The organism is Pseudomonas sp. GW822-FHT04H02, assembly GCF_058800645.1.
Window position 1 is genome coordinate 68,857 of the sequence record NZ_JBXAMM010000005.1, and the last position, 23,537, is coordinate 92,393.

Annotated in this window: 18 protein-coding genes; 13 read left to right on the plus strand and 5 right to left on the minus strand. The window is 66.3% G+C overall.

Annotated elements, in window-relative coordinates; translation table 11 throughout:
• Positions 1 to 58: 58 nt before the first annotated feature.
• From AC1RMG_RS22220 to tssA, 4 genes are all read right to left on the minus strand, one after another.
• On the minus strand, positions 59 to 547 hold the full coding sequence (locus AC1RMG_RS22220) for an Hcp family type VI secretion system effector (protein ID WP_011064257.1): 489 nt from the start codon (positions 545 to 547) through the stop codon (positions 59 to 61).
• Positions 548 to 665: 118 nt separating this feature from the next.
• Positions 666 to 2,159: a type VI secretion system contractile sheath large subunit gene (tssC, locus tag AC1RMG_RS22225; protein WP_011064256.1), complete on the minus strand. Its 1,494-nt coding sequence runs from the start codon at positions 2,157 to 2,159 to the stop codon at positions 666 to 668.
• Positions 2,160 to 2,175: 16 nt separating this feature from the next.
• Positions 2,176 to 2,691: a type VI secretion system contractile sheath small subunit gene (tssB, locus tag AC1RMG_RS22230; RefSeq protein ID WP_011064255.1), complete on the minus strand. Its 516-nt coding sequence runs from the start codon at positions 2,689 to 2,691 to the stop codon at positions 2,176 to 2,178.
• Positions 2,692 to 2,772: 81 nt separating this feature from the next.
• Positions 2,773 to 3,792, minus strand: a complete 1,020-nt coding sequence (tssA, locus tag AC1RMG_RS22235; protein WP_492589317.1) for a type VI secretion system protein TssA — start codon at positions 3,790 to 3,792, stop codon at positions 2,773 to 2,775.
• A gap of 393 nt (positions 3,793 to 4,185) precedes the next feature.
• On the opposite strand from tssA, the gene tagH reads away from it, so the two are divergent.
• From tagH to AC1RMG_RS22300, 13 genes are all read left to right on the plus strand, one after another.
• Entirely contained in the window at positions 4,186 to 5,664 is a 1,479-nt protein-coding gene (gene tagH, locus AC1RMG_RS22240) for a type VI secretion system-associated FHA domain protein TagH (protein ID WP_493170308.1), read from the plus strand.
• A gap of 64 nt (positions 5,665 to 5,728) precedes the next feature.
• A complete protein-coding gene (gene tssJ, locus AC1RMG_RS22245; protein WP_493170310.1) occupies positions 5,729 to 6,235 on the plus strand; it encodes a type VI secretion system lipoprotein TssJ in 507 nt (168 codons plus the stop codon).
• 15 nt (positions 6,236 to 6,250) lie between these two features.
• Complete coding sequence (gene tssK / locus AC1RMG_RS22250) at positions 6,251 to 7,585, plus strand: type VI secretion system baseplate subunit TssK (RefSeq protein WP_011064251.1); 1,335 nt, start codon at positions 6,251 to 6,253, stop codon at positions 7,583 to 7,585.
• Positions 7,586 to 7,591: 6 nt separating this feature from the next.
• Complete coding sequence (locus tag AC1RMG_RS22255; protein ID WP_011064250.1) at positions 7,592 to 8,917, plus strand: DotU family type VI secretion system protein; 1,326 nt, start codon at positions 7,592 to 7,594, stop codon at positions 8,915 to 8,917.
• Positions 8,914 to 12,420, plus strand: a complete 3,507-nt coding sequence (gene tssM, locus AC1RMG_RS22260; RefSeq protein WP_493170312.1) for a type VI secretion system membrane subunit TssM — start codon at positions 8,914 to 8,916, stop codon at positions 12,418 to 12,420. The genes AC1RMG_RS22255 and tssM overlap by 4 nt, the downstream gene beginning before the upstream one ends.
• A complete protein-coding gene (gene tagF / locus AC1RMG_RS22265) occupies positions 12,417 to 13,070 on the plus strand; it encodes a type VI secretion system-associated protein TagF (protein WP_011064248.1) in 654 nt (217 codons plus the stop codon). The genes tssM and tagF overlap by 4 nt, the downstream gene beginning before the upstream one ends.
• Positions 13,071 to 13,805, plus strand: coding sequence for a PP2C family protein-serine/threonine phosphatase (locus AC1RMG_RS22270; RefSeq protein ID WP_011064247.1), 735 nt, complete (start codon positions 13,071 to 13,073; stop codon positions 13,803 to 13,805).
• A gap of 2 nt (positions 13,806 to 13,807) precedes the next feature.
• The gene (locus AC1RMG_RS22275) at positions 13,808 to 16,891 is read left to right on the plus strand and encodes a serine/threonine-protein kinase (protein WP_493170314.1); all 3,084 of its coding nucleotides are present in this window, start codon (positions 13,808 to 13,810) and stop codon (positions 16,889 to 16,891) included.
• A complete protein-coding gene (locus tag AC1RMG_RS22280) occupies positions 16,891 to 17,607 on the plus strand; it encodes an ABC transporter ATP-binding protein (RefSeq protein WP_011064245.1) in 717 nt (238 codons plus the stop codon). The genes AC1RMG_RS22275 and AC1RMG_RS22280 overlap by 1 nt, the downstream gene beginning before the upstream one ends.
• On the plus strand, positions 17,607 to 18,809 hold the full coding sequence (locus tag AC1RMG_RS22285) for an ABC transporter permease (protein ID WP_015637478.1): 1,203 nt from the start codon (positions 17,607 to 17,609) through the stop codon (positions 18,807 to 18,809). Before AC1RMG_RS22280 ends, AC1RMG_RS22285 begins: the two co-directional genes overlap by 1 nt.
• Before the next feature lie 22 nt (positions 18,810 to 18,831).
• Entirely contained in the window at positions 18,832 to 20,514 is a 1,683-nt protein-coding gene (locus AC1RMG_RS22290; RefSeq protein ID WP_230493612.1) for a formylglycine-generating enzyme family protein, read from the plus strand.
• A gap of 83 nt (positions 20,515 to 20,597) precedes the next feature.
• Positions 20,598 to 21,527: a type VI secretion system-associated lipoprotein TagQ gene (gene tagQ, locus AC1RMG_RS22295; protein ID WP_011064242.1), complete on the plus strand. Its 930-nt coding sequence runs from the start codon at positions 20,598 to 20,600 to the stop codon at positions 21,525 to 21,527.
• A 140-nt stretch (positions 21,528 to 21,667) separates the two neighbouring features.
• Positions 21,668 to 22,051: a hypothetical protein gene (locus AC1RMG_RS22300; RefSeq protein WP_015637475.1), complete on the plus strand. Its 384-nt coding sequence runs from the start codon at positions 21,668 to 21,670 to the stop codon at positions 22,049 to 22,051.
• Positions 22,052 to 22,109: 58 nt separating this feature from the next.
• On the opposite strand, the gene AC1RMG_RS22305 is transcribed toward AC1RMG_RS22300, so the two are convergent.
• Entirely contained in the window at positions 22,110 to 23,510 is a 1,401-nt protein-coding gene (locus AC1RMG_RS22305; protein ID WP_011064240.1) for an aminoacyl-tRNA deacylase and HDOD domain-containing protein, read from the minus strand.
• Positions 23,511 to 23,537 lie beyond the last annotated feature (27 nt).

Below are 23,537 nucleotides of genomic sequence, written 5' to 3' on the forward strand. Positions count from 1 at the left end.
ACCAGGAAAAATGCGAGGGCCGGGCCGGTCGCCGCCACGGGGCGGCGACCGAAGCGGATCAGCGCTTGGTGTTGGAGCGGATGTTCCAGCCGTACTTGATCGGGCCGCCGTCCTTGGTGCCGTCGGCTTTCTGCGGCTGGTACTCGACCATCACCTGAGCGAAGTTCAGGGTGATGTTTTCGGTCAGGCGGTCATCGCTGCCCGAACCGCCGGTGCTCAGCGAAGTGATCAGCACTTCTTCCAGATCGATGATCATGTACTCGACCTGGCTTTCGCCGCCGGCCTTGCGCACGGTCAGGCGCACCTTGTCGATGTGCTTGCCGCTGGAGCAATGCATCATCAGGTTCGGCGATGCCTTGTCCACGTACTTGGTCAGAGACAGGTCCTGGATGTTCACCTTGCCCGCGCCGCCGCCACCGCCAACGTGCATGTTGCCGGACTGGGACATGCCCCAGCTCCAGTTCAACACGTCGATTTCGTCCTTGTGGGCTTTGTCCATGGACTCGCCCTTGATGTCACCGATCTTGATGAAAATATCAACAGCCATGTTTTCTCCCTGTGTGGCACTTGCCACGATGTTGATTCAGCTTCTGTTGCCGCTGCGCGAGGCCCTGTGGACCTCGCGCGGCCTGTGGCTGCGGCCGCAGGTTTGAGTCGGTTATGGGTTAGGCGCCCTTGGCGGACGGCAGTTTGGATACCAGGCGCAACGACACGGTCAGCCCTTCGAGCTGGTAGTGCGGGCGCAGGAAGAACTTCGAGTTGTAGTAGCCGGGGTTGCCTTCGACTTCCTCGACCACCACCTCTGCCGCGGCCAGTGGGTGCTGGGCCTTGGTGGTTTCGGTGGAGTGCGCCGGGTCACCGTCGACGTAGTTGAGGATCCAGTCCTGCAGCCAGCGCTGCATCTCGTCCTTCTCTTTGAAGGAGCCGATCTTGTCGCGCACGATGCACTTCAAGTAGTGAGCGAAGCGGCAAGTGGCGAACAGGTACGGCAGGCGCGCGGCCAGGTTGGCGTTGGCGGTGGCGTCCGGGTCGTCGTATTCGGCCGGCTTCTGCAGCGACTGGGCGCCGATGAAGGCGGCGAAGTCGGTGTTCTTCTTGTGCAGCAGTGGCATGAAGCCGTTCTTCGCCAGTTCCGCTTCACGACGGTCGGAGATGGCGATCTCGGTCGGGCACTTCATGTCCACGCCACCGTCGTCGGTGGGGAAGGTGTGGGCCGGGAGGTTTTCCACCTCGCCACCGGACTCCACGCCGCGGATCCGCGAGCACCAGCCGAAATGCTTGAACGAACGGTTGATGTTCACGGCCATGGCGTAGGCGGCGTTGGCCCAGGTGTACTTGGAGCTGTCGGCGCCGTCGGTGTTTTCCTCGAAGGCGAAGGCTTCCACCGGGTCGGTCTTGGCGCCGTATGGCAGGCGCGCCAGGAAGCGCGGCATGGTCAGGCCGATGTAGCGCGAGTCTTCCGATTCACGCAGCGAGCGCCAGCCGGCGTATTCCGGGGTGGTGAAGATCTTGGTCAGGTCGCGCGGGTTCGACAGTTCCTGCCACGAGCCCATGCCCATCACGGTCGGCGAAGCCGCGGCGATGAACGGCGAGTGCATGGCGGCGCAAACCTTGGACAGCTCGCCCAGCAGCTCGACATCCGGTGGCGACTGGTCGAAGTAGTAGTCGCCCACCAGGCAGCCGTAGGGCTCGCCGCCGAACTGGCCGTATTCCTCTTCGTACATCTTCTTGAAGAGCGGGCTCTGGTCCCAGGCCGTGCCCTTGAATTTCTTCAGGGTCTTGTGCAGCTCCGGCTTGGAGATGTTGAGCACGCGGATCTTGAGCTGCTCGTCGGTCTCGGTGTTGTTCACCAGGTAGTGCAGGCCGCGCCAGGCGCTTTCCAGCTTCTGGAATTCCGGGTGATGGATCACCTGGTTGACCTGGGCGGTGAGCTTGGCGTCGATGGCGGCGATGATCGACTCGATCGACTTGATGGCGTCGTTGGACACCAGGTCGGTCTGCGCCAGGGCCTGTTCGGCCAGGGTCCGCACCGCGGTTTCCACGGCTTCGCGAGCACGCTCGGTCTTGGGCTTGAATTCCTGCAGCAGCAGCGATGCGAATTCGCTGGCCTGCTCGGTGGCGCCGGGTTGCGCCTGATTGTCACGCATCAATTCGGTCATGATCGTTGGTCCTGATTTACGCGTTCGGCTCGGAGTCAGCAGGCTTTGGCGCACTGGCCAGGGCCTGGAGCAACGCCGGATCCTTGATGGCTTTCATGATGATTTCTTCGGCGCCGGTCTTGCCGTCCATGTAGGTCAGCAGGTTGGCCAGCTGGGTGCGGGCTTCCAGCAACTGGTTCAACGAATCGACCTTGCGCGCCACGGCCGCCGGGCTGAAGTCGTCCATGCTCTCGAAGGTGATGTCCAGGCTCAGGTTGCCTTCGCCGGTCAGTTCGTTGGGCACGTGGAAGGCCACCCGAGGCTGCATGGCCTTGAGGCGCGAGTCGAAGTTATCGACGTCGATTTCCAGGAACTTGCGATCGGCCACGGCCGCCAGGGGCTCCACGGGCTTGCCGGCGAGGTCGGCCATCACGCCCATGACGAAGGGCAGCTGGACCTTTTTCTCGGCGCCGTAGAGTTCGACGTCGTACTCGATCTGCACCCGGGGCGCGCGGTTGCGCGCGATGAACTTTTGAGAACTTTGCTTCGCCACGTTGTGCTCCTGGTCGCTGCTGCGACGGTGTTGGCGTCGGTCGGTGGTTGCCGCTGACGATACTGCTCGGCTGTTCCGGGGTTAGTCGGATTCAGGGCCGCGCAGGTTTTCAAATTGGGACATGCCGTCGGGAATCAGATTGCGCACGATGGCCGCGAAGTCGGCGTTGACCAGGTTCTTGGCCCGGTTGAGCAGCACCGGCAACGGGCTCGAAGGCTCGTGGCGGCTGTAGTAGGCCAGCAGCCGGTCAAGGCTGCGCAGCACGTCTTCGCGGCTGCTGATCTCGCCGGAAATCCGTACCGGGGCTGGCGCTGCGGGCGCACCTGGCTCTTCGGTGGACGGCCCATCGGCGTGTTCCTCGACCGCGTTCTGCGCGCTTTGCGGGGCGTGCTGGCCCAGCACCTGCAGCGCCAGGCGCAGGGGTTGCTTGAGGGCCGTGAGGTCTACACCGCTGGCCGAGCCTACTTGTTCGCTGACCTGTTTCTCGATGCTTTCGGCCGCCGAGCGGGCTGCGCTCAAGGCGCTGCGAATCGCATCCAGGTGCTCGGGGTCGCTGTCTTGCAGGGCGCCGGCCAGGTGGTCGGAGCCCAGGCTCTCGCCGGAAAAGTGCTGCAGGCCGGCGGCGTTCAGCGCGGCTCGCAGGCTCACCGGGCCGAAGGTCCGGGAACGGGTCAGGATGGCTTCGCGGAGCAGGCCGATGGTGGTGTCGGACGCCAGGCCGGCCAGGGCGTTGATACGCACCGTGGGGTCGTTGTCGTCGTCGGCGTCCAGGCGCGGATGCAGGTCCGCCCAGTAATCCCGGAGCAGGCCGTCGATCAGTTCGAGGCTGGTGGCCAGGCCCGGCAGGCCTTCGAGGGCCAGGGTGCTCTGCAGGAGGAAGTGGGTGATGCGCAGGTCTTTGCTGCGCGCCAGCAGGTCTAGGCTCTGTTGCTGGATGCTGCGCCAGTCCGGCGGCTCGGCCGGCAGGATCGAGTCGCCCATGCTGCGCTCGGGCTGGCCCTGTGCGGCCCGCTCCAAGTGCAAGAAATCCGCGTCATATTCCAGGTCTTCGCCACAAGGCGAAGTTGCTGAAACCGCGGCGAGCAACATCGGTACATCCACCTGGTTTGATCTCCCTATCAGCCTGCAGGACAGTCAGGCAATTAATGCACTAGTTTGTTTGTGAACTCGCGCACATTTCTTGGTTTATATGGACTCGTTGATACTAGTGAGCCATCATCCGTGTTCAAGAAGTTGTGCATTTTTGGTGTAGTAGTTGTGCCTTGTCAAGGTAAGCTATTCGCCCCGCATGACAGTGTTATGTCGCCTTATTAGTTCCTTGACCGGCGAGTCAGATCGGGGCGGTACGAAAGGCTTTTGTCATGCGTGTAGTTTAAGTTGAGCGATCATGCTGTGAACGGCGCTGTTTAAAGGATTTTTTGCGGACTTTTCATTTTTTCACGGAACTTTTTTCCCTTCGCCGGTTCGCACGCGGAAGTACAGCAAGGAGGCGCGATGTCGCTGTGTTTGACTATCACTAGTTATCACAAGATTACCCCTGGTCAATGCCCTGAAAAACTAATGGACCAGGGAATGATGGCAATTGGCCGCAGTTCCGATAATGACTGGGTACTTCCTGATCCCGAACGCTTAGTTTCCGCGCGGCACTGTGTCATCCAATACAAGGATGGCCGTTATTATTTGACCGATAACAGTACTAATGGTGTGGAGTTAGTCCGTGCCGGTATTCGTATGCGCCGGGGTAGCAGCGAGCCACTGGAAGATGGCGAGGTTATTCGCATTGGCGATTATGAAATCAGTGCGCGCATCGATTTCAGTCTGAACCGCCCGGGGGCTGAACCCTTTTCCGGGGACAGCTCCAATAGTTTCGAGGCGCTGATGGGGCGTCAGGCGTCGTCGCCGACCCCTATCGAACCGATTTCCATGGCCCCGGTGGCGCACTTCCAGGGTGCCTCGGCCCAGGACACCTTTCCCGATCTGTTCGACTTTCTCGCCCCCAGCGCGACCCCGCCGGCCACCCAGCCGGACCACGTGCCGGCCGAGCAGCACGATTTTCGCCCGCCGACCCCCACCGCGGTGCCCCAGCCCGTGGCACCACCAGAGCCATCGGCGCCCCAGGGCGGGGCGATGATTCCGGAGGACTGGGACCTGTTCGGCTCGACGCCCGCAAGCCCTGCGCCAGTGTCCAGTGCGCCGCCCGTGGTTGCCCCGCCGGTGGTTGCCGCCGCGCCGATTGCCCACCAGGCCTCGTTTGCGGCAGAACCCGCGCAGCCGCAGCCGCAGCCGCAGCCGCAGCCGATCGCCCAGGCGCCCGTGGCACCGGTGGTTTCCGAAGTGGAGCTGGCTCCTGTTGTCACGCCCGCGCCGGCCCCGGTCGCCCCCCAGGGGGATCTGCTCCAGGCCTTCCTGCGCGGGGCCGGGCTCGATCAACTGCGTATCGAGCCGCAGCAGGCCCAGGCCCAGATGGAAAGCCTGGGTCGCAGCTACCGGTTGATGGTCGAGGGCCTGATCGATGTGTTGCGTGCCCGCAGCAGCCTCAAGGGCGAGTTCCGCATGCAGCAGACGATGATCCGCCCGGTGGAAAACAACCCGCTGAAGTTCGCCCCCAATGTGGACGAGGCCATGCTCCTGCTGCTGCGCCACAGCAACCAGGCATTCATGGCTCCGGATCAGGCCGTGCAGGACAGCTTCGATGACCTGCGGGCCCACCAGCTGGCGGTCATGGCCGGTGTGGAAGCGGCCATCAAGCACCTGCTGGGGCGCTTCGAGCCCACTGAACTGGAAGCCCGCATGGCTCGCCCCGGCGGCCTGGGCAACCTGTTCAGCGGCTCGCGCCAGGCGCAGAACTGGCAGCAGTTCACTGCACTCTACAAACAGATTTCCCAAGAGGCCCAGGACGATTTCCAGGACCTCTTCGGTCGTGAGTTCAGCCGCGCCTATGAAGAACACACCCACCGGCTGCGCCGTTCCTGAGCGCGCCTGGAACACCCGAAAAACACGGATACACGGACAGCTGATACGTCATTGAGGACGCAGGATGATTCAACGATTGCTGACATTGGTTGCCATGCTGGTACTGGCGGCCTGTGCCAAGGACACACCACCTCCCGGCGAACTGGCCAAGGAAGCGCCCGGCGCCACGACTGTGGAGCTGCATTTCCAGGCGGTCAGCGGGCTCAACCCCGGGCCTGATGGCCAGAGCACGCCGGTGCGGGTACGGATCTTCGAGCTGAAGAATCCGGCCACCTTCATGCGCGCCGACTACTTCGCCCTGGCGGAGCGGGCGCCGGCTACCCTCGGCCCGGACCTGATCGACCAGGATGAAGTGCTGGTCAAGCCCGGCGACCAGTTCACCCTCAAGCGCACCCTGGACCCGGCCACCCGTCAGGTCGGCCTGCTGGTGGGCTATCGCGAAGTGGACCAGGCCCTGTGGCGGGTCGGGGTCAACACCGCGCAGCGCCTGAGCAACCAATATCAGATCGTCCTCGACGTCCGCGCGGTCAGCGCCGAGCTCGTGGCATCCCCATCCAGCCCTGCCCAATAGGCAATCGGAGCAACCATGTCCTGGAACAATCGCGTGGTCTGGTCGGAAGGCATGTTCATTGGAACCCAGCACTTCCAGCAGCATGACCGTTACCTGGAAAACCTCATCGACGCCCGCAGCCGCCCGCTGTCGACGGGAGCCTGGGGGTTCTCCGAGCTGCGTATCGATCAGGGCCTGCTGGCCCAGGGCAAGCTGGCCATCGTCAGCGCCCGTGGCCTGCTGCCCGACGGCACGCCGTTCAACATTCCCCATGACGACCTGGCGCCCAGCCCGCTGTGCATCGACGACAACCTGCGTGACGGCCTGGTGTACCTGGCGCTGCCCCTCAAGCGCGCCGGCGCCCGGGACACCGTGGACGAGGGCGAAGAGCTGGGCGGTGCCCGCTACCTGAGCCAGGTGCGCGAGGTGCGTGACGACAACGCACCGTTCGAGAACCGCGCGCCGGTGGCCGTGGGCTCTCGGGCCCTGCGCCTGCTCACCGCCCAGGACGGCCTCAGCGACTACGCCGCCATTGGTGTGGTGCGGGTCAAGGAGAAACGCGCCGACCGTGCTCTGGTGCTGGACGACAGCTACATTCCGCCGGTGCTGGACGTGGCCGCGTCCAAGCCGTTGAGCGCCTTTCGCAGCGAACTGCTGGGCCTGCTGCACCAGCGCGGCGAGGCCCTGGCCGGGCGCGTGGTGGCATCGGGCGCGGGGGGCGCTTCGGAAATCGCCGACTTCATGCTCCTGCAGCTGGTGAACCGTGCCCAGCCCCTGGTCAACCACCTGAGCCAGATCAGCCCGCTGCACCCCGAGCGCCTGTTCAGCGAGCTGGTGAGCCTGGCCGGCGAGTTCTCGACCTTCACCCACAGCGCCCGGCGCCCTGAGCAATACCCGCAGTACCAGCACGATGAGCTGGCCATGAGTTTCGCCCCGGTGATGCAGGCCCTGCGTGAAGCGCTGTCGATGCTGATCGACAGCAAGGCAACGCCGATCCCCATCGTCGAGAAAGCCTACGGCGTACACGTGGCGATGCTGGCCGACCGCACCCTGCTGGAGAACGCCAGCTTCATCCTGGTGGTGCGTGCCGACGTGCCGGGCGAAACCCTGCGCGGGCGCTTCGCCCAGCAGAGCAAGGTGGGTTCGGTGGAGCACATCCGCGACCTGGTCAACCTGCAGCTGCCGGGCATCGGCCTGCTGCCGCTGCCGGTGGCGCCGCGGCAACTGCCGTACCACGCAGGCTCGACCTACTACGAGCTGGACCGTGGCAGCGAGCACTGGAAACAACTGGTTCACTCCGGCGGCTTCGCGTTCCACGTCGCGGGAGAATTCCCGGGCTTGAACCTGGCCTTCTGGGCCATTCGAGGATAAGTCGCGATGCATCCTTTCGACGATTCGCCAGGGCAGCCGTCCCCGCCCAACGACCGTACCCAATTCATGCCGCGCCCCGGTGGCCGTGCTCCCGAGCCCGGGCGCCCGGCTGCTGCGCCCGCGCCGTCGCTGGCCATGCCGGCGGCGCCGCTGCCGGCCGGCCAGGCCCGTGGCCTGAACCCCCTGGAAAGCGCCGCGGGCCCACTGCTGGCCTTGCTCACAAGGCTGCGCAGCACCCTGGCGCACCCGGCGCCGGCCAGCCTGCGGGCGCAACTGCTGGCCTACCTGCGCCAGTTCGAGGAGCGCGCGGAAGCCGCCGGCGTGCCGCGCAACGACGTGCTGCTGGCGCGCTATGCGCTTTGTACTGCCCTGGATGAAGCCGTGCTGAGCACGCCCTGGGGCAGCACCAGCGACTGGGGCAAGCAGAGCCTGCTGATCACCGTGCACAACGAGGCCTGGGGCGGCGAGAAGGTCTTCCAGCTGCTGGAGCACTGCCTGCAAAGCCCGCGCGAGCGCCTGTACCTGCTGGAGCTGTTGTACCTGTGCATGTGCCTGGGTTTCGAAGGCCGCTACCGGGTGATGATCGATGGTCGCAGCCAGCTCGAGGCCCTGCGCGAGCGCACCGCGGCCACCATCCGCAGCGCCCGTGGCGAGCACGAGCGCGAGCTGTCGCCACACTGGCGCGGGGTCACCGTGGCCCGTGACCGGCTGGCCCAGTTCATGCCGCCCTGGGTCGGCATCGCCATCGGCGTGGCCCTGCTCCTGGCGCTGCTGTTCGGCCTGCGCCTGAAACTGGCGGCGGACGCCGAGCCGGTGTTCAAGAACATCCATGCCCTGGGCGAGATCCCGGTGCAGACCCTGGACCGCCCGGTGATCCAGCCGAAGATTGTCGAGCGTCCGCGCCTGGCGGGCTTCCTCGCCGAGGACATCAAGGCCGGGCGGGTGGCGGTGGAAGATGCCGTCGACCGTTCGGTGGTGACCATCCGTGGCGACGAGTTGTTCGCCTCGGCCAGCGCCAGCATCCTCGACGACTACCAGCCGCTGATGCTGCGCATCGCCGACGCCGTGCGCAAGGTCAAGGGCCAGGTGCGGATCACCGGCCACAGCGACAACCGACCGATCGCCACCTTGCGCTTCCCGTCCAACTGGAAGCTGTCCCAGGCGCGCGCCGAATCGGTGCTGCAGATCCTCGCGGCGAAGACCGGGCAGCCGGAGCGCTTCAGCGCCGAAGGCCGCAGCGACACCGAGCCACTGGCAACCAATGCCACCGCCGAAGGGCGGGCACGTAATCGTCGGGTAGAAATCAGCGTATTGGCGGAGGGGGTCGAGTGAAGGCGTTTTTCAGTTTTGTGATTCGCTGGGTGATCCCGCTGCTGGGGCTGATCGCCCTGAGCCTGATCATCTGGTTCATTGGCCCGTTGCTGGAGTTCCTGGTACCGGAAGGCCGGCGTTGGGCGCTGATCATTTTCATCTTCGCGCTATGGATCGGCTACCGGGTGTTTTGCATCATCCAGGCCCGTCGGAATGCGGCCAAGGTCTTGCAGAGCCTGGCCGCCGACACCCCGCCGGACCCGGACAGCGTGGCCACTGCCGAGGAACTGGCCGCCCTGCGCCAGCGCATGGACGAAGCCCTGGCGCTGCTGAAGAAGGCCAAGCTCGGCGGTGACGAGCGACGCAATCTCTACGAGCTGCCGTGGTACGTGATCATCGGTCCGCCGGGTTCCGGCAAGACCACCGCACTGGTCAATTCCGGCCTGCATTTCCCCCTGGCCGCCCAGTTGGGCGCCGGTGCCGTACGCGGCGTGGGCGGCACCCGCAACTGCGACTGGTGGTTCACCGACCAGGCCGTGCTGCTCGATACCGCCGGCCGCTACACCACTCAGGACAGCCATGCCACGGTGGACAAGGCAGCCTGGCTGGGCTTTCTCGACCTGCTGAAAACCCAGCGCTCGCGGCGGCCGATCGATGGCGCCTTCGTTGCCATCAGCCTCTCCGACCTGCTGCTCGGCAGCGAAGCGGAGCGCGCTGCCCACGCCGCAGCGATCCGCCTGCGGATCCAGGAGCTGTACACCCAGCTGGGAGTGCGCTTCCCGATCTACCTGATGCTCACCAAGCTCGATCTGGTGCCGGGTTTCATGGAGTTCTTCGACTCCCTGAGCAAGGAAGAGCGGGCCCAGGTCTGGGGCATGACCTTCGCCCTGGACGACGGCAAGAGCGGTGACAGCCCCCTGGCCCACCTGCCGGCGGAACTGGCGGCCCTGGAGCAGCGGCTCAACGAGCGCCTGGTGGAACGCCTGCAGCAGGAACGCGACCCGGCGCGGCGCGACCTGATCTACGGCTTCCCGCAGCAGTTCGCAGCGCTCAAGGAATCCTTGCAGAGCTTCCTGGAAGGGGTGTTCAAGCCCAATGCCTTCGAAGAGCGGGTACTGCTGCGCGGGGTGTACTTCACCAGCGGCACCCAGGAAGGCAGCCCGATCGACCGCCTGATCGGCGCCATGGCCCAGAGCATGAACCTGGACCGCCAGCACCTGGCGCGGCAGACCGGCACCGGGCGCAGCTACTTCATCGAGAAGCTGTTCAGTGCCGTGGCCTTTGCCGAGCGCGGGCTGGTGGGGGTCAATCCCAAGGTCGAGCGCCGGCGCCAATGGATCGCCCGTGGCGCCCTGGCTGGCACCGTAGCCCTGGTGCTGGTGGTCAGCACCTTGTGGATCATCAGCTACAGGGCCAACCAGGCCTACATTGCCCAGGTCGACCAGCGCGTCGGCCCGGTGCGCCAGGACGTGCAGAACCTCAGCCCGGCCCAGCGCGATGTGCTGGCGGTGCTGCCGCTGCTCAACGCCACCCGCCACCTGGCCGGCGACGCACCGGGCTGGGCCGAAGGCCTGGGCCTGTACCAGGGCGACATGCTCGAAGCCGAGTCCGCCAGCGTCTATCGCAAGCTGCTGGTGGCGGTGTTCGCCCCACGGTTGATGACCCGCATCGAAGAGCAACTGCACAGCGGCGGCAACTCGGACTTCCTCTACGAGGGGCTCAAGGCCTACCTGATGCTGGCGGACAGCGAGCACTACGACCCGGACTTCATCAAGGCCTGGATCACCCTGGACTGGGATCACACCCTGGCCCGCGACCTGCCGCCCGAGCAACGCCAGGCCCTGACCGGCCACCTGCAGGCGCTGTTCGAGAAGCATCCGCCCAACGCGCGCCTGGACCAGCGCCTGATCGACGACCTGCGCCGCCAGCTGCAACAGCTGCCGGTGGCCCAGCGGGTGTATGACCGGGTCAAGCGCGCCAAGCTGCCGGACGGCGTGCCGGACTTTCGCCTCAGCGAGGCCGGTGGCCGTGACGCCGCGCTGGTGTTCACCCGCAAGAGCGGCAAGCCGTTGAGCGAGCCCCTGAGCGGGCTGTTCACCGCCAAGGGCTACCGCCAGGGCTTCCTCCTGGCCAGCCTCAACCAGGCAGGCACCCTGGCGGAAGAACAGTGGGTGCTGGGTCGCGATCAGGCCGACCAGCAGAACGTCGCCAGCCTTGCCGCCGACGTGCGCCGCCTGTACTTCCAGGATTACCTGCGCCAGTGGGACGCCCTGCTGGCGGACATCGACTTCGTGCCGATCACCAGCGTGGCCCAGGCCGCCGACGTGCTGCGGATTCTGTCCGGGCCCACTTCGCCGCTGAAGAAGCTGCTGGTGGCCGTGGCCAAGGAAACCGACCTGCAACAGGAAGAACGCCTGCTGGCGGCCCAGGGCCAGAAGGTCGAGGGCGGTGTGGACCAGCTCAAGCAACGCCTGGGTAACCTGCTGGGCCAGGAACAGTCGGCCAACCCGGCTGCCGTGGCCAGCAGCGAAGACCCGGTGAGTGCGCACTTCGCCGAACTCAACAGCCTGGTGAGCAAGGGCGAGGGCGAGCCGGCGGCCATCGACGGCCTGCTGGCGGACATGAACGCCCTGTACGTGCAGGTCAGCGCCATGGTCGGAGCCAGCGGCGACGCGCTGCTGGGCGAGGCCAAGAACCAGGCCAGCGCCGCTGCGGCGCGGGTCAGCCTGACCGCCGAGCGTCAGCCTCCGGTGGTCCAGGGGCTGGTCAAGTCGGTGGTGGGCTCCACCACCAACACCATGATGGGCGGGGTGCGCAACCAGCTGAACGCGGCCTGGGTCAGCGAAGTGGTGAACGTCTATCGCCAGTCCCTGAGCGGCCGTTACCCGATGTCGCCGGGCAGCTCCCGGGACGCGACCCTGGAAGATTTCGGCCAGTTCTTCGGCACCGGCGGGGTGATGGACAACTACTTCCGCAAGTACCTGCAGCCCTACGTCAACACCTCGACCACCACCTGGAGCTGGCAGCCAGGCGCGGCGCAGAAGCTGGGGATTTCCCCTGGCGTGCTGCAGACCTTCCAGCGCGCTTCGAACATTCGCGACGCCTTCTTCCGCTCCAGTGGCGGTACCCAGCCGGCCGTGCGTTTCGAACTCAAGCCGGTGGCGATGGACGCCAATATCAGCCAGTTCCTCCTCGACCTGGACGGCCAGCAACTGAGCTACGACCACGGCCCGAGCCGGCCGGTGGCCATGCAATGGCCCAACCCGGGGAGCATCGGCGTGGTGCGCCTGTCGATCATGCCGCCTTCGGCCACCGGGCGTTCCGGGATCACCCTGGATGGCCCCTGGGCCTGGTTCCGCCTGCTGGAGCAGTCGGACCTGACCGCCACCAATTCGCCGGACCGCTTCAACCTGCGGCTACGGGTGGACGGTGCGAGCATTTCCTACGAGCTGCGGGCCAGCAGCGCCTTCAACCCGTTCAAGAGCCGGGTGCTCAGTGGCTTCAGCCTGCCGGAGCGGCTATGACGGCGCCGGGCCTGTACGGCAAGTTGGCCAGCCGCGGCGATTTTGTCAGCCGTGGCCTGCCGCAGAGTTTCATCGGCCCCTGGGACAGTTGGCTGGCGGCGGGGCTGCTGGCCAGCCAGAACGCCCTGGGCGAGCAGTGGCTGAACGCCTACCTGATCAGCCCGTTGTGGCGCTTCGCCCTGGCCCCCGGGGTCTGCGGGCCCCAGGCGGCGGTCGGGGTGGTGATGCCGAGCATCGACCGGGTGGGGCGCTATTTCCCCCTGACCGTGGCTGCACTGCTGGAGCCCGAGGCTGACCTGGCTTCGTTGGTCGGCGGCCCGGAGCAGTGGTTCGAACAGGTGGAAGAGCTGTTGCTGGCGACCCTGGAAGAGGGCGCCAGTTTCGAAGCCCTGGAAGAGGGCTTGCAGGCCCTGGGCGCGCCAAGCCCGGCCAGCCGGATCGAAGGCAGCCACTACGCCGGCCTGCAGCGGTTTTACGTCAGCGATCCACAGGCCCGGGGCGCGGTACTTGCAGCCCAGGCCTGCGCGGGATCGAGTGCCTGGTGGGGGCGCGGTTCGCAGTACATCAGCCCAATGCTGTTGCGCTGCCAGGGCTTGCCGCCGGCCAGTGAATTTGCGCAATTTTTGCTCGGACAAGAGGGTGCCGTCTAAATGCGTTCAGCGCCGCAACTGTCCTACCAGTCCGCCAGCTACAGCCATGTCGGCATGGTGCGGAAAATCAATGAAGACGCCTGGCTCGAAGCCCCGGAGACCGGCCTGTGGCTGGTGGCCGACGGTATGGGCGGGCACGCCGCCGGGGACTATGTCAGCAGCCTGATCGTCGACAGTCTGCGGGCGGTTCCGGCCGCCGACAGCCTGGACGACTATGTCGCCGCGCTGCGCAACGGCCTGGCCGCGGTCAACGCCGCGGTGCGCGAGGAAACCGCCAACCGTGGGGTGACCATGATGGGCAGCACCGTGGTGCTGCTGGCGGTACGCGGGGCCCGGGCCGTGTGCCTGTGGGCCGGCGACAGCCGCCTGTACCGGTTGCGGGACGAACAGCTGGAAGGCATTTCCCGGGACCACAGCTACGTCCAGGACCTGCAGGACAGCGGCCTGCTCAGCGAGGCCGAGGCGCGGGTGCACCCGCGGGCCAACATCGTGACCCGGGCGATTGGCGTCGAGGCCCAGCTGGAGCTGTCCCAGATTGACCTGCAGGTGCAGGACGGCGACACCTTCCTGCTGTGCAGCGACGGCCTGAACAAGACCGCCGAGGACTTTGAGCTGCGTGACGTACTCAGCCACAGCGAGCCCAATGACGTGGTGCGCAGCCTGATCCACCTGGGCCTGACCCGGGGCGCTCCGGACAACATCACCGCCATCGTGATCAAGGCCGCAGGACACTGACCATGGACATTCTGATTCCCGGCTTTGACATCCAGGGCGAAATTGGCGAAGGCGCCATGGCCAGCGTGTACCTGGCGACCCAGCGTTCCCTGGAACGCAAGGTGGCACTCAAGGTGATGGCCGCGGCGCTGGCCGCCGACCCGAGCTTCTGCGAGCGCTTCCTGCGCGAGGGCAAGACCCTGGCGCGGCTGTCGCACCCGCACACCGTGACCATCCACGACATCGGCAATGTCGGCGAGCTGTACTACATGGCCATGGAGTACCTGCCCAATGGCACGCTGAAAGAGCGCATCGCCGCCGGGCTGACCCCGGAGCAGGGCCTGACCTATATCCGCCAGATCGCCTCGGCCCTGGGCTATGCCCATGCCCAGGGGCTGGTACACCGCGATGTGAAGCCGGCCAACATCCTGTTCCGCGCCGACGGCACCGCGGTGCTCTCGGACTTCGGCATCGCCAAGTCCCTGGACGACCGCACCCAGTTCACCCAGGCCGGTTTTGCCGTGGGCACCCCGAGCTACATGAGCCCCGAACAGGCTCGTGGCCAGGACATCGACGGCCGCGCCGACCTCTATGCCCTGGGGGTGGTGCTGTATGAAATCCTGGTGGGCGAGCTGCCTTACAACGGCACCGACGCGCTGTCCACGGCCCTGGCCCACCTGACCGAGCCGCTGCCGGAGCTGCCGCTGCACCACGGTCGCTACCAGCACATCCTGCGCAAGCTGCTGGCCAAGGACCCGGCCGAGCGCTACCCGGATGCCGCCGCCTTGCTGGCGGCCCTGGACAACCTGCCGGCCGCCACCGCCGAGGTGGAAGCGACGCTGATCCAGCCCTTGCCGCTGCCACCCCAGGCTGCGTCGCAGCCTGTACCTCAGGGCAACGACCTGGCCGGGCTGACCCCGGTGTCCATCGAGATCCCGCAGCAGGCGCCCCGACCGGCGCCGCGCCGCGAGCCGCCCGAGGAGCCGCCTGCGCCGCCGCGCACGGCCAATCTGCCGCCAGCCGGCAGCGGGCCTTCCGAACAGCGGCGCGGCCCGGTGCTGGCCCTGGCCGGCGTCGCTGTGGCGGTGGCCCTGGCAGTGGCGGGCGCCGGTTACTGGTGGCTGTCGGGCGACAGCCCGGCGCCAGAACCCAAGACCGCCTCGACAGCCGGCACCACGCCTGCGGTGGTGGCGCCCCCGGCCAGTCAGCCGGTGGCCGCGGATGTCGACGGCGGCCAGCGACCGCTGCTGATGCCGGGCAAGAAAACCCTGTTCCAGCGGGTGCTGAGCAAGCCAGGGGCGAGTTTCTCCAGTGAGCCTGGGGCTGCGCCGGGCCAGGCGGTGCCGGCGTTCTCGGTGCTCTACGTGTATCAGCGCAAGAACCTCGACGGCCACTCCTGGCTGCGCCTGGGGGCCGCCAGTGACGGTCGCAGCGCCGGCTGGTTGCCGGCCGAACAGGTCAGCGACTGGAAGCAGAGCCTGGTGCTGAAATTCACCGAGCGTTCCGGTCGTGCACCGGTGATGTTCGTGCGTCAGCCCAGCGAGCTGGAGCGTTTGTTGGCGGACCCTGCGGCGGCCAAGAACCTGCTGCTCAAGGCACAGAAGAATCCCCAGGACGAACAGCAGGTGCTGGCCCTGGAACCCAATGCCAGCGCGGTGCCCCAGGACCAGTTCTACCTGCTGCCGATCTTCGATTCCAAGGAGAGTTTCGACGACAACGGCCAGCCGGTGCAGTTGCTCAATGTGGCTTCCATCGACCCGGGCAACAGCCAGCAGAGCATCAGCGACAGTAGCGGCAAGCGCCTGCCGGCCAATGCTCCGCCGGCGGCCGGCGATGCCTTCCGCACTGCGGTGGTACTGGTGGTGGACACCTCGGTGTCGATGCAGCCCTACATCGACCAGGTGCGCGATGTGGTGCACGAGCTGCAAAGCAAGATCGCCCAGCGCGGCGAGCTGGACAGCGTCAGCTTCGGCCTGGTGGGCTTTCGCAACAACACCAGCAAGACCCCGGGCCTGGAGTACGTGACCAAGACCCTGGTGACCCTGGACCAGGGTCGCGATCCCCAGCGCTTCCAGGAGCTGGTGAGCCAGGTCAAGGCCACCAGTGTCTCCAGCCATTCGTTCAACGAAGACGCCTTTGCCGGCGTGATGCAGGCCGTGGAGGGCATGGACTGGAAGGGCTATGGCGGTCGCCTGATCCTGCTGGTCAGCGATGCCGGGGCGCTGCGCAAGAACGACCCTTACAGCCGCACCCAGATGAACGAGGCGGAAGTGCGCCAGGCAGCCCTGGGCAAGCAGATCAAGATCTACGCCCTGCACCTGCGCACCGATGCCGGCAAGAAGAACCACGCCCAGGCGGAAACCCAGTACCGGGTGCTGACCGCCGACGCCAACCCGAAGATCGGCGACCTGTACATTCCGGTGCCCGGTGGCGATGTGGGCAAGTTTGGCGAGCGGGTCGACGAGATCGGCACGGTGTTCGCCGACCTGGTGCATCAGGTGCGCAGCAACCAGAGCCAGGAAGTCCCGGTGCTGGCGGCGGCGCCGAGTATCGCGCAGAAGTCGGCGGCCATCGGCTACGCCATGCACATGGATTTCCTCGGCCGCAAGTCCGCCAGCCAGGCGCCCCAGCTGGTCAGCGCCTGGACCGCCGACCGCGACCTGACCAACCCGGCGCTGCCGGCGTTCCAGGTCTGTGTGATGCTCACCAAGCTGCAACTCAACGACTTGCAGCAGTCGCTGAAACTGATCGTCGACGCGGCGCGCAAGACCCAGACCTCGCCCAAGGATTTCTTCCAGGAAATCGCCAGCGCCAGTGCCTACATGAGCCGCGACCCGTCGGCCCTGCGCAAGGGCGGCAACCTGGCCGACGGCGGCGTGCTGGGGGAATACCTGGAAGGCCTGCCGTACCGCAGCAAGTCGCTGAACATGACCCAGGACCTGTGGCTGTCCCTGAGCGTGGCCGAGCAGGAAGACTTCATCGACGAGCTGGATTCGAAGATCCGCCTCTACGAAACCTTCCACAACGACCTGGCCAACTGGGTGCGCTTCGGTGATGCCGAGCCGGGTGATGCCCTGTACCGCGTTCCGTTGTCGACCCTGCCGTGATGCTCAATCTGGCGCAGGTGCACAAGAGCCGCGGCGAGGGTCGCCAACGCTACAGCCTGGTGATCCCCAGGCTGCAACTGCGTGCCGGTGATCAACTGGCGGTGGTCGGCCCCAGCGGTTGCGGCAAGAGCACGCTGCTGGACCTGCTGGCGCTGGTGCTGGCCCCGGATTCGGCGGCGCGCTTCGAGTTCTCCCCGGCCAGGGATGCCATCGACATTGCCGGGATCTGGCGCGGCGACGGCCACAGCGCGCTGGCACAGTTGCGCAGCCGGCACCTGGGTTATGTGCTGCAGACCGGCGGCCTGCTGGGCTTTCTCGACGTGCGCGCGAATATCAGCCTGCCCCGGCAGTTGCTGGGGCTGGCGGACGAGGGCATTCCCCGGCGCCTGGCCGAGCGCCTGGAGATCGCCGACCAGTTGCACAAGAAACCCGCCGCGCTGTCGGTGGGCCAGCGCCAGCGGGTCAGCTGCGCCCGGGCCCTGGCCCACAATCCTCAGGTACTGCTGGCGGACGAGCCGACAGCGGCCCTGGACCCCTTGAACGCTCAGCGGGTGATGCAACTGCTGGTGCAGCAGTCGCGGGACCAGGGGGTGTGCTGTGTGATCGCCACCCACGACGAACCCCTGGCCCGGGCCAACGGCTTGCAGGTACGACGCATCGCCTGCCAGCGCGACGCCGATGGCGGAGTCACTGCCACGCTTGGGGAGGCCTGCTGATGCGCGCCTCCCTGACCGCGGCACTGGCCTGGCAGGACTACCGGGCCGACAGTTGGCTGTCGGCCTGTTCGGTGCTGGCCCTGGTGGCGGTGATCGCCCCCTTGCTGGTGCTGTTCGGGCTCAAGTTCGGGCTGGTGAGCAGCCTCACCGAGCGCCTGGAAAAGGACCCGGCGGTGCGCGAGATCATTCCCCTGGGCGGCGGGCGCTTCAGCGCCGACTTCATCGCCCAGTTGGGGCAGCGTCCGGACGTGGCCTTTGCCTTGCCGCGTACCCGGCAGATCGCCGCCACCGCGGACCTGTCCCGGGGCACGGGGGATATCGGCCTGACCGTGGAAATGCTCCCCACCGCGGCCGGCGACCCCTTGCTCGGGCGCTTGCCGGCGCCCCGGGGCATGAGTGGCGTGCTGCTCAGCCGCACCGCCGCCGAGAAGCTTGGGGTGCAGCCGGGGGACTGGTTGCAGGCGACCTTTGGCCGGCAGGTGGCGGGGCGCAGCGAGGTACAGCGGACCCGGGTCCAGGTGGAGGGCGTTCTGCCGCTGGAGGCCTTTGCCCGGGACGCGCTGTTCGCCCCGCTGGCGCTGCTGGAGGCCGCCGAGGATTACCGCGACGGACGCGCTGTGGCGGCCCTGGGCTGGCTCGGCGATGCCCAGGCAACTGCCGGGCAGCGGGTTTACCCGGCGTTTCGCCTGTATGCCCGCGACCTGGGGGATGTCGAGCCATTGCGTCTGTATTTCGCCGAGCGCGGCCTGCTGGTGTCGACCCAGGCCCAGACCATAGCCCAGGTGCAGTCCTTGAGCCGCAACCTGGCCATCGTCTTCTGGGTGATCGCCGGGCTGGCCCTGGCGGGTGCCTTCGCGGCGATCTTCGCCGGGGCCCTGGCGGCGGTGGAGCGCAAGCGCCGGGAGCTGTCGGTGTTGCGCCTGCTGGGGTTTTCCACCGGTGCGCTGCTGCTGTTCGTGGTGGCCCAGGCGCTGTACAGCGCCGGTTTTGCCGCGCTGTTGAGCGGCGCCCTGTATGGCCTGGCCCAGGCCGGGCTGAATCATTTGTTCATGCAGGCGCCCGGCGAATACGCCAGCCACCTGCTGCCGGCCCATTACGGGCTGGCCCTGTTGGCGACGCTGGGCGTCAGTACCCTGGCCGCCGCGCTGGGCGGCTGGCGGGTGTCGCGCATAGAAGCCTGTGAAGGAATTCGCGATGTATAAGTTGATCAGCACCGTGCTGGCCATGACCCTGGCCGGGGCCGTGTGGGCCGAAGAACCGGCGAACAAGATGGACAACCCCAAGCCGTTGCCGGACGACGTCAGCCTGCCGCTGCCCTGCGACGGCGAGATGGTGTTCCGCTACGTCTACGTGCTGGCCCAGGGCACCCTGGACGACCGTGAGGTGAACCTCGGCTACCCCTTCAGCGAGGGTGAGAGCGGTTACCAGCAGTCGTTCATTTCCGGCTATCGCCGGGACTACATCAACGGCCAGTTCACCCTCAAGGACCTGCCTGGCGCCTGGGGCAAGACCATTGGCCCGGCGCTGCCGAAAAGTGGCGCCGGGGTGCCCCTCAAGCCAATGCTGTATTTCATCGGCAAGTACGAGGTCACTGCCCGCCAGTACGCTCAGGTCATGGCCCAGGCCCAGTCCCTGGCCAGCGGTGATCCGGCCCCGGCCTGTGAGGCGCCGGAGGGCCTGCAGGGGCGCCTGCCCAAGGTCAAGCTGTCGCGCTTCGAGGCCGAGCGCTTTGCCGCGGTGTACAGCGCCTGGCTGATGAAGAACCACCGCGACCTGCTGCCGGTCAGCGGCCGTGGCAGTTCCTCGGAAGACGGTGGCCTGGGCTTTGTGCGCCTGCCCACCGAGGTGGAGTGGGAATACGCCGCCCGCGGCGGCCAGGCGGTCAGCCGCCAGGAGCTGGAAGGCCGCCTGTTCCCGCGGCGCGTGGAGGGCAGCGAAGACGACGGCCCGCTGGCGGACTGGGCGGTGTTCAACCAGGTGGCCGGCGGCACCGGCCAGGCCGCGCGCCTGATGCCCATCGGCACCAAGCTGCCCAACCCCATCGGCATGTTCGACGTGATCGGCAACGCCGCCGAGATGGTCCAGGAGTCCTTCCAGCTGGTGCGCGCCGGGCGCCGCCAGGGCACCTACGGCGGTTTCGTGGTCAAGGGCGGCAACTACCTGGAAGGCGAAGGCACGCTGTTCACCGGGATGCGCCGCGAGTACCCGCTATTTGGCGCCGACGGCACTGAGCAGAGCAACGAAACCACCGGTTTCCGGGTGGCCATCGGCGCGCTGTCGGCGCCCCGTTCGCGCTACAAGGAGCTGTTTGCCCAGTGGCAGAAGGAGGGCCGCCTGGCGTCCCTGACCGATGCCATCGACGACGCCCAGGACCCCACCAAGCGCCTGGACGCCATCATCGCCGCCAGCGTCGACCCGCGCCTGCAGGCGGAGCTGGGGCTGGTCAACGAAGAGCTCAAGCGCAACGTCTCGCTGATCGCCCAGCAGCGCGAGGAGGCGGCCGGCAACCTGATCCAGTCGTCGGCCCTGGTGGCCGAGACCATCAACAACTACAACATCCGCCTGACCAACCTGAAGAAGAGCCAGCAGCAGGCCATCGATGCCAAGGACGAGCCCAGCGCCAAGCTGTTCGCCGAAGCCATCGACAACGGCCGCAGCGCGCTGGACGGGGCGGTGGCGATCTACATCGACAACCTGGCCACGGGCACCCGTTACACCGACGCGGTGATCCAGGCGCAATTTCAACGAATCAAGGAAGAGCTCAATCGCAAGCCGGTGCTCGGCAAGAGCCTGGTGACGCGCGCTACGTTATTCGTTCGCCATGTCGGGAATTATCGCCAGCAACGGCGAGCCGACCCGGCGACGATTTTGAAGGAACTGCTCGCATCGACCGGTCAGAAGTCATGACCGGCCGCTGTCTGTCGAGCCTGGAGGATCTCGGACGACATTGCGTCGCGCCGAGTTGGTCAAACTTAATCGAGATCACGAACATGCTTTTTTCCCGCAACCCATTTGCTTCAACGTCCAAGCGTCACCTGCTGTTGGTTGCCGCCGGGTTCAGCACCGTATTGACCGGTTGCGCGACCTCTCCGGTGTCCAAGGTCGCCTCGACCACCAAGGTCGAGTACTACCCGAGCTGCTACGAGCCGGTGCAGCACCTGCGCGCCACGGATTCGGACATGACCAAGTCGGTGGTCACCGGTGCTGCCCTGGGCGCTGCCGGCGGCGCTTTGCTCGGTGCCCTGACCGGTGACGGCGACCACCGTGGCCGCAACGCCGCCATCGGTGCCGCAGGCGGTGCCCTGGCCGGTGGCGCAGCCGGTTACTACACCGAGCGCCAGAAGCAGATCGCCGACGACAACCAGCGCATCGCTTCCTACGCTGCCGACGTCAACAAGAGCGCGGCCGACATCGACCGCAGCACGGCCTATGCCCGCGCTTCCCAGACCTGCTACCAGCGCGCCTTCGACAGCCTGATCAGCTCCCGCAAGGCCAACACCATCAATGACGTGGAAGGGCGCAAGCGCCTGGCGGAAATCGTCAGCGGCCTGAAGGAGTCCAACGACCTGATCACCGCGGTGAACGGCCGTGCCAGCGAAGACCTGAGCAAGTACAACCAGGCCTACGAGCAGGATCTGCAGCAAGTGGGCGTGCAGCGTACCGACGTGGTGAAAGTCGCCACCGCCGATACCACCACGGTGACCACCGGTGGCAAGAGAAAACAGCCACAGAAGGTCAAGCAGCCCAAGCTGCCGACCGTGCCTCAGGAAGCGGTGAGCACCGAGAGGTCGATCCAGGATGCCAAGATCAAGCAGGCCGAGAGCAACAAGGTCGCGACCACCGGCCAGACCCAGGTCAACAGCATGTGCAAGAACCCGGACCTGGGTGACTGGGCACCGGTGCCTTGCCCTAACGTCTGAGTTGGCGATTGTCTGACAAGATGTCGCGATAAGCGTTGAACGCCAGCCGATCTCCGAGCAATCGAACAGATCGGCTGGCGCTCTTCGAGTTACAGGTTAAACTGCGCCGGCCATCCAATAATTCCACTGAGGCGCCGTGCATGAAATTCCGTTTTCTTCTCTGGGTGCTTGGCCTGTTGATGGGCAAAGCCAGCCGCAACAATCCTGCTTTCCAGCAACAGTTGGGTGACAAGGAGCTGGTGTTCCAGCTGCAGACGCTCGACGGCAAGGTTGCTCGGCATTTTTTCGTCAAGGACCAGCGCGTCACCAGCCGTTCGGGGTTCTATCCCGAGCCGGCATTCGCCATCGCCTTCAAGGATGCCGCCTACGGCTTCGCCACCCTGCAGGCGAAGAACAAGCAGTTGGCATTCATGACCGGTATTCAGGACAAGTCGATCCAGATCAAGGGCAACCCGGCCCTGGTGATCTGGTTCCAGGGGCTGACCAAGTACCTGAAACCGAAAAAGGCCAAGCCCAAGGCTTGACCGGGAAACTTCGCCGGCAAGCCGCCTCCTGCAGGAGTGGGCGGGCCGGCGAATGGACTCAGGCCTGGCTGAACTGCGAAGCCAGTTCCCGCAGCAGTACTTCGGCTTCCAGCACCTTGCTCACCACGTCGTCCGCCTTGTCCCGGGTCAGGCCCAGGCGTTCCAGCAGGGCGTCGGGGATATCCTCGTGGGGCCCGGAGCCGATGCCCCGGCTGCGCAGCAGGCGCACGGCCAGGCACACCAGGTTCGGGTACTCGGCATAGGCGCCGTCGTAGCTCGGGTCGTGCTGGAAGCGCAGGGCGGTGCACAGCTCTTCCGGCATGTCCCAGTAGCGCATCAGCCAGGCGCCGATCTGTTCGCGGCTGATACCCAGCAGGTGCTGCTCGACGTAGCTGTGGCACAGGTGCGGGTTGACCTCCAAATGCCGGCAGATCAGCGAGAAGTGCGGCGGGAACACGTGGGCCAGTAGCAGGTAGCCGAAGTTGTGCAGCAGGCCGGCCAGGTAGGTTAGGCCGGCTTCCGGGCGCTGGGCACGGGGCATGGCGCGGGTCAGGCCCTCGATCACCGCGGCGGTGTAGATCGACTGCTGCCAGTAAGGCGTGGCGTGCTGCGGCTGGTCCTTGGGCAGGCTCAGGGTCTTGCCCAGGGCCAGGCCCAGCGCCAGGTTGATCACCAGGTCGAAGCCCAGCACGCGGACGATGGCGTCTTCCACCGAGCGGATCTTGCCGGGCGAGGCGTAGTAGGGCGAGGCGGCCCAGCTGACCACCTGGGCGGCCAGGGCCGGGTCGGTTTCCACCACACCGGTGATGTCGTCGATGGTGGCGTTGGGGTCGACCCGCAGCTTGATGATCTTCTGCGCGGTTTCCGCCAGGGGCGGGATCTCGATGGTGGCTTCCAGGCGCTGCTGGATGCGCCGCGCGGTGAAGGCCTGCATCGCCTGGGAGATCTCCTCGCGGTCATCGTCCGGGCGGTCGAGGTTGGGGCGAATGCTGCTCAGGGGCTCGCCGAAGTTGCCGGCGCTGGCTTTGCTGAGCATGCTCTTGAAGGCTTCGCTGGTGATCTCCAGCAGTACCCCGGGCTCGCCGGAGTTGATCAGCAGGCAGGGCTCGCGCAGCAGGCTTTCTTCGTACAGGCACGGTGAGCTGGTGAGCGCCGGCAGGCCGGGCAGCAGGCTCAGGCTGTGCTTGCCGAGCATGCGCTCCAGGCGTTCGGTGGAAACGGCGGTCAGGCGGCGGCCGGTGAGTTCGGCCAGGCGGTTGAGGTCCAGTAACTGGCTCTGCGGGAACAGCACCATCAGCGCGCCGACGGCGTCGTCCAGCAGTACCGCCTGGACCTTGCGCGCAGCCGGCAGGCCCGGCTGGTCGATCACTTCGTTGTAGCTGATGGCCAGCTTGCCGAGCAGCAACCGGATAACAGACGGAGCGTGTGGGGTTGCAATGTCGAGGGCAACTTCTGTCATGGTCTGGTATCCGTTTTTCTACAATTT